The sequence below is a fragment of the Gardnerella sp. C0684A1 genome (genome assembly GCF_055326835.1).
This window is the reverse complement of sequence record NZ_JBLTSX010000002.1, coordinates 385,678-393,636: the sequence shown is the minus strand read 5'-3', so window position 1 is coordinate 393,636 and position 7,959 is coordinate 385,678. Positions and strand designations below refer to the sequence as shown.

The 7,959-nt window shown below is 40.5% G+C and carries 4 protein-coding genes; all 4 read left to right on the top strand.

Features of this window, described 5'->3' with window-relative positions; translation table 11 throughout:
* The first annotated feature begins 1,162 nt into the window (after positions 1 to 1,162).
* A complete protein-coding gene (locus ACNEUN_RS03325) occupies positions 1,163 to 1,717 on the top strand; it encodes a cysteine hydrolase family protein (protein ID WP_463630790.1) in 555 nt (184 codons plus the stop codon).
* Positions 1,718 to 1,948: 231 nt separating this feature from the next.
* Positions 1,949 to 4,423, top strand: a complete 2,475-nt coding sequence (locus ACNEUN_RS03320) for a choice-of-anchor M domain-containing protein (protein WP_463630789.1) — start codon at positions 1,949 to 1,951, stop codon at positions 4,421 to 4,423.
* A gap of 45 nt (positions 4,424 to 4,468) precedes the next feature.
* The gene (locus ACNEUN_RS03315) at positions 4,469 to 5,641 is read left to right on the top strand and encodes a TIGR03773 family transporter-associated surface protein (protein ID WP_463630787.1); all 1,173 of its coding nucleotides are present in this window, start codon (positions 4,469 to 4,471) and stop codon (positions 5,639 to 5,641) included.
* 5 nt (positions 5,642 to 5,646) lie between these two features.
* Positions 5,647 to 7,887: a choice-of-anchor M domain-containing protein gene (locus ACNEUN_RS03310; protein ID WP_463630829.1), complete on the top strand. Its 2,241-nt coding sequence runs from the start codon at positions 5,647 to 5,649 to the stop codon at positions 7,885 to 7,887.
* Positions 7,888 to 7,959: the final 72 nt, after the last annotated feature.

The window sequence follows — 7,959 nt, the reverse complement described above, 5'->3', positions numbered from 1 at the left end:
GCGAAAGCAACTCGGAGCGGAAACTCGCTCAAGTTGGAAGTCCAGTGGACTTCCAACGCGAGTTTCGTAGCGAGCGCGTAAACCGCGCGAGCGTCCTCTCACAATTGGAGCGAAACTAAGGCTAACATGCTCCAAACATGAGACAGTCCTCTCGCGAATGGAGCAAAACGCAAGCCGACACCCTCCAAAAGCGAGAGAGTAGTCTCGCAAATGGAGCACTGCACAACAATAAACCCTCCAAAAGCGAGAGAGTAGTCTCACAATTGGAGCAAAACGCAAGCCGACACCCTCCAAAAGCGAGAAAGTAGTCTCACAAATGGAGTAGTAAACAACTGAATCAACTCCAAACGTGGGCGCGACAACATGCTTGAGCGCGCATTAAATAATTTTTGTAGTTGTTAGAAAATGTTTATAACATCGGCTGATTATGTGTTTTCGACAATTTCGGCTTGCTTTTTGTAGAAAATATCGGTTGATTTGGTGTTTTCGACAAAATCACCATGATTTTTGTTTATTTCACCAACTGATTATGTGTTTTCGACAATTTTAAGTAATCAGCAAAAAAATCGTAAACAAACACACTCTCGCAAATGGAGCAAATACTGACACTAAACCCTCCAAACATGAGACAGTCCTCTCGCAAATGGAGCAAATACTGACACTAAATCCTCCAAACGCGAGAGCGTCCTCTCACAAATGGAGCAAATAATCTAATCAACAACTCCATTTACGAGAACACTCTCTCGCAAATGGAGTGAAACGAAGACGATAAACCTCCAAACGCGAGACTGTCCTCTCGCGAATGGAGCACTGCACAACAATAAACCCTCCAAACGCGAGAGAGTTGTCTCGGGAATGGAGCAGTAATCAGTGGTTTGCCGCAAGGTAGTGATTAAATGATGATAGTCGGTGCAGAAGCAAGTGAGCTTTGAGTATTCTTTGAGTATTAATATATTGCGCCGATTGCAATTGGGCCAGCAATTGAGTTGATAATTGGGCTATCAATTGAAATAAAATCAAGTAATTAAGAATGCGGAATATTGTAACTAAAGCGATTTTGCTATTGCAGTAGTGCTATTTGCAATAATATGGCATTAGAAATAGTGCGATTAGAGGTAATTGTATTAGTGATTATTCTGCAAATTTCATACAAGGAGTAGGTATGAATAAAGCCCTTATTAACATTGATTATACGAATGATTTCGTTGCAAGCGACGGCTCTCTTACAGTAGGCGAGCCTGCGCAAAAGCTAGAGAAGCGTATTACTGAGATTTCGCAGGAATTTCTCGACGCTGGCGAGTTCGTAGTTTTTGCGATTGATACGCATCATTTGAACGACCCGTATCATCCTGAAACTAAGCTGTTCCCACCTCACAATATTGCCGGAACTCACGGCCAGAAGTTATATGGTGCGCTTGGTGATTTTTACGAAGCAAATAAAGATAAAAGCAACGTGTATTACATTCATAAAACTCGCTATTCTTCGTTTAATGGCACGGATTTGCTGATTAAGCTGCGCGAGCGTCATATTGAAGAGCTGCATTTGGTGGGAGTTTGCACGGATATTTGCGTGCTTCACACTGCTGTTGATGCGTATAATCTTGGCTTCAAAATCGTGGTTCACAAAGATGCAGTCGCAAGCTTTGATCCTCAAGGTCACGAATGGGCTTTGCGCCACTTTAAGACTTGCCTTAATGCGGATATTGTAGAAGGCTGATAATTGCTTAAAAATATCAAATAATCATCAAATAATTATCAGAAGTTATTAAATAATCGACGCTGGTTGCTTTGAGCTGCCAGCGTTTTTGTTTATTCGGAGTGTCGACTTGCTATTAATGAGAATCATTATTATTATTGATACACGTTGTAAAGATATCTTCAATAATTATCTGTATTAGAAGAGAGCAGATAAGACTGAAGAAGATGAAGTGTAGAGAGCGAAATAATAATGACTCAGGTCATGAAGAGTATACTGAAACGCGCGTTCGCAATGGCAGGTATAGCCATTGTCGCGTTCGCTGTTCTCGTTTCAGGATTTAGTGCAGCTTTACCGGCAGTTGCATTAGAAAATAGTAATCCTGGCGAAAAATACGATCCTACGAAAAAAGAAGTGTTAAGTCACGGCCATACAGACGTATTCTACCCAATTCAATACAATGGTAAATTCATTATGGCCGTCGAAAAAGACGCTGCCACTTTCTTAAAGCCTGAAAACACTACTTTGCGCGTAGCAAAAAGCACGTATACTACAAAATCGCAACTTCCTGCTCTCGCTACTGAATACTACTATCTTGATAGTTCCGGAAATCAAAAAGGAAATCCTCTCTTCCCGGGTTGGGACACAGGTTATGCTGCAACTTTAGTTGGCGCATCACATGCAGATGACGCAACAGCAGATATTGCAATTCAGCAAGTTACTGGGCCTATGAACGGGCGTATTCTGCTTTGGACTACCGAGGGCGTTGGCAAAAATTCGAAGAAATTATCATTTGAAGAGAACGATTTAGACGACGAGCCTGATACTGAAGGCAGCCGATTTATGCTACCTGGCGTAATCCACCAACATACTGCTGGTCACATGCATGCAAACTGGGGATTTACGCAACCTGGCGTTTATAAACTAAAAGTATCAGCAACTATTACAAATAAGAACACTAAAAAGCAGATCACAACCGAGCCTGCAGAATACACTTTTGAAGTAGAAGACACATATTCAGGCGAAGTACCTTCTTCCGGAATCCCAGAAACTCTTGATTTGCATCGTCGTGGTGATTTTATTAATCCTGACGATGATGAAGAAGCGCACAAAGCTTCCAAAGAACATAAAGACACGGATAAAGACGATGGCGGCGATATGCGCATCGGCAATATTCGCGATTCCGGAGAACACCCACATTATCATTCATACGAAGGTTATGGCGGTTTAGACTTAAAAGTAGTTAACAAACCAAAGGGCGCTCGTATTGAGTGGAGATATGTGCGCGCTGACGAAGGTCCTGACGCGTATGGAACCACTCTTTTTGCCGAGAGATTGCAGCTTCCAGCTGAGCCTGCAATGAACAAAATGAAGGTGTATGCTCACGCAACTGAAGGCGAAACGCAAATTGGCAAAGATACTGCATCCGCAACAATCGCTGTTGAAGATCACGGTGCTGATGGGCATCCTGTAGTAAAAGCGATTGTTCCTTATAAGCGTTTTAAGCCAGGGGATACTTTACACGCGAAAACAGTATTGCTTAACCCTCATGTTGCAACCGACGCTACTACCGGTGATCCAATCGATGACCCTACGAATCCTGTAACTTCCATTGTTAAAGACTATGTTTGGTTGATGAAAAAGGAAGGAGAAAGCGAATTTAAGCGCATTCCTGGTGCTGTGAGCAGCAAGTTGGAGCTAAAGCTTGATGCATCAATGCAAGGTGCAACGATTCGTCCTTCCTTAGTTTTAAAGAACGGTGAGCTTTACAGAAATAGCAAATTTGATGAGTTTTGCGATTATGTTATTGAGATGAAGGGTGTTCCTCACTCTAATAACAATGATGGCGATGATGATCAAAGCGGTTCGGATTCAAAAGATGATGAGAATCCTCACGCAAAAAAGCATAGTAAGAAGCGCAAAAAGAAATCAAAAATCATTAGACGTGCTTCTGGAAACGGCAGTTTTGCGAATAAACTTTTTGGCAGAAGCTCAAATAATGGTTTAGGTAACGGAAATTATTTTGGAACCCAAAATATGAGAAATGGTTTCGGAATGAATGGTTTCGGAATACCTAATAATGAAGATTCTGGAATTTTTGGATCTGAAAGCGAAAACGGTTTCCAGTTTAGTAATAATTTCTTTAGTGAATTCCGCAAAAAATCAAAATCTTTTAAACAGAATAGTCATAGTGTAAAAAAGAATGTCAACCAGAAGAACGGCATTAATCAGAATGTTGCTCAGAAGAGTCTTATTGAGAGGATTTCTTCTTCCAGCTCTTCAAGTTCTTCTTCCGGTTCCTTTGGTTCTTCTTCTGGTTCTTTTAAAAGAACTGAGAATTCCAGCGGTTCCTCATTTACAAGAAGCTTAAGCAATTTGAATAAAACCGGTAAATCCAATAAAGGTAATAAAGCAAAAAAAGCGAGAAAAAAAGATATCTCTAATAAAACACAAAAGCTAGGTGGATCTTCTCAAACTGTTCGCAATTTCGAAACTTCTGGGAAAAATAGCGATGATAATTCTGCTAAGCCTGTAGTTGAACTTTCTGATAATAATTCTTCTCAAGATAGCGCAGAAAATGACGATAATGAGCAAACTTCCGAAGAAACAAGCAGTAATCATTCCTCTACGTTTATTGCTGCTACAGCTGGTACAGCAAGTGTCGGATTGTGTGCTGCTACTGGAATATGCGGGGTATTAATTAAACCTCGAATCAAAATGCTGTAAATAGTGAAAAACGAAAGTTATATACGTTATAAGGAATCTAAAATTATGAACCACAAATGCAAAAATATGACTAATTCTGTATTAAAACACTCATTTTCTAGCAGATTTATAGCTCTTCTGTTCTCTTTAGTAGTACTAGTTTCATCTTTCTGTTTACAGTCACCATTGGTGAGAGTAGCTTCTGCTAGTGATCAGCCAGTTATGATTCAAGCAGGTCATGCTGATTTTGGTCCTACGCTTATTAATAACAAGTGGAAGATTAAGATTCGCGATGATTCTGGAGATGAACCTGTTTGGCGTGATCCTGAGAATGTTGTGTTCCGTTTAGGTAATAACTCAATTATTCCTATGCCTGATGATGCTACCTACAGTTTTATTGGAGAAAATCCTGGTACGAAACTTTACGTAATTCCACAAACGCAGAATCCTGATGTAGTTTGGCTTGGATGGAACACTCAGGAAGGCGGAGTTCTCAACGAACTTGATCGAGGTGCAAACCTTTCTCTTGAGGCAGTAAGCGGTCCTGGAAAATTGCATGTTTATTTAGAAAATGGTAACAACGCTCCACAGCAGCTTTGGGATAGTACTAAAGGTTATCCACAAAATACTTGGATTGAAACTAATGCGCATACTCATGTGAATTGGGTATTCTCTAAGCCTGGTATTTATCATGTAAAGCTTACTTTTTCCGGAAAGTTGAAGAATGGTCGCGCTGTAAGTGATACTCGAGTGCTTAACTTTGCTGTTGGTGAAGGAACTGACCCGAATGCAGCATTGAGTGAAGCTTCTGACGATAGTGACGATCAGGGTCAAGATGAAGAATCTCAAGATGAAGATAATAGTGAAGGAACTGATGGCGATGCTTCCGAAGAAGATGCTCATCAGAATGGAAAACACTCTTCAAAACATTCTTCGAAACATTCAAGTAAGAAATCTGCAAACAGTGACGATACTGCAGTAATACTGCAATTTGTTGGAATTATTGTTGCGATTATTGCAGTAATAATTGTGTTATTCATTGTTATTGCTGTAGTTAAGAGTAAAAAAGCGCGTAAGCAGGCTTTAGAAAAGCAAGTTTTATCGCAAAAAACACGTGATAATTATTCGCAACAACATACTCAGAGCACACTAAATGCTGAAAATAATTTATCAGATTTAGTAAAAGATCAACCAACAACTGTAATGACACCGATTAAGCCAAATCAAGGGAATGAGTGATTGCGATGCAAGCTATTCTTAAGAATATTATGCGCACTTCGCGAGTGATTATGGCATGCGTATGCTTGTGCGCTTTAGTGATTGGCACTCCTGCAGCTTTTGCTGACAAGGGTAATGACGCAACTGTTGTAAGCGGAAAGAAATCTTCTAAAGATTTTGACGCAATAAAGAAAGTTAATTTTGAAGCGTGTGCAGCTGCTAAATTAGATAAAACTGCTTCACAGCCTGCGGCTGATAGTAAAGCTGCAATGTGCCACGCATATAAAGGTCATGCTGACGTTTTTGCAACTTTCTTTGATGTTACAAGCAAGCGCATGGTATTAGGCACTTTGGGTGATGCGTTTGAAGAGGATGATAATAATGGCGTCCGTTATGATACGAATCGACTTATTTTTGAAGTCGGCTCCAAAAACATCATGCAGCTTTCCAAAGATGAGAACAATTCGGTAATAAAAGAAATCTACGCAACAACTCGCGAAGGTGTAGTCTGGTTCTTTGATCAGTCGGGAGCTGGTAATACTGGTGCATTATGGCCTGGTTTAGATACTAGACCGTTATATGAGGGAGCTGGTTCTACAGAAGTTAATCCAACAGTCAAACTGTCATTAACTGGTATCGAAGCACCTCACAACGGCGAAGTTTTTATGTACACTCGCAGCGGTGACGGTTATGAAAAAATGCTTGGCTCTGCTGATGGCTGGCCGAAAGATGTGGATATTACTGATACTAAAGGTAAACACGAGCACATGTACTGGTCTTTTAACCGTCCTGGTGTGTACAAGTTAAAAATGAAGGCTACTGCTACCGTTGGTGTCGAGGAACAAAGTTCTGAGCAGATTTATACATTCCACGTCACTAATCATGATGTAACAGCTGGCGATTTTGCTGACTATGACGGGCCGTCGTTTGACGGTGGTGACGGTGACGAAGATAGCGAAGACGAAGAAGATTCTGAAGATTCTGATGCTGATTCTAACTACGGTGGCGGCATTAATCTTCAGCAGAGTAACGGAGCTTTCTTTATAAACGGTAACAATAACACTGTGTATGTGACGCCATCGGATGCTATAAAACATGGTCGTGGACTTGTTAGCGTGCGAGGATTAAAAACTAATGCTAAGAATACGAACAACGGATCTTTATCTTTAGTAGAAAGAATTGATAAAGAACAATCAGAGAAAAAAGCTAAAAAGTGCAGCAAATTTAAAGACATAAAAGGCGAAAAGCTTGTAATTGACCATGGGCATGTGGATGTAGCGGTTTACACCGATGAATCAAATAAAGTTAATCTTGCTATACAAGAGGACGTTACAGGAAGTCACGTTTTGCGAGACGCAGATTCTGTAGTATTCGCAGTAGACGACGCTGGTAAAACTAACGGCTTGTACCGTATTCCACAAACGCAAATTGATGGCGTGCCATGGATGGGATGGAACAACCAATCCATGAACCCACATAAGCCAACGCAACTTAGTTTGACTGGTGTCGATGGACCTGGTGACGTGCGCGTATGGATGTTTGGTGGCTTAGGCGGAGGAGATCAGGAGATTTTCTCCACGCAAGGAGAAACCGACTATACAATACCTTCCAACACCCACGCTCATGCGAATTGGGATTTCTCAGAACCAGGGTATTACACTTTGCAATTCCAGGCTTCTGACGGAAATTCTACAATAACTCGCAATATTCACGTTGCTGTTGGTGTAGATCCTCAAGAAACACCAATGTCTTGCAGTGTAAATAACAATTCGGATGAAACTAGCAAAACTGATGTTGTAAAAAACCCATTTAAGCTGCTTTCTTCACAGAAAAAGGATGATGGCAAAGAAAACAATATTTCTCAACCAATTAATCCTATTACGAATCTAGCAACTTCCGGTGGAAACAGTGGTGCAAATAAATCATTTACACGCGCAGTATCAGGTTTTGCTGGCAAAGTAGTTTCTGGTAAAAGCCTTCCAAAATCTGAGAAAAAGAATAGCGATGACAAAAAACCAAAAGGTCTTGTATCAAAAATCAACAAAAACAAACTTTCTCCAGCATCGTACAGGAAAAAGTTAGCTGAAAAAGTTGATTCTGTAGAAGATGAGCCTAAAGGTATTTCTGGGCTATTCAAACGAAACCCTACAGCTGCTTATACGCTTCTAGGTGTTGGAACTTCGCTAGTGCTATCCGTTTTGGGAACAGGATTCTGGATTTTGTATAAGCGAGGATTGATCAACTTAAGTTGGTTGCTGAGATATTAAAACTAAATTGTGCAATATGTGCAATATGTCAAATTGAGATTATTTGCATGAAATTAATTGTAGGAGTGTGAA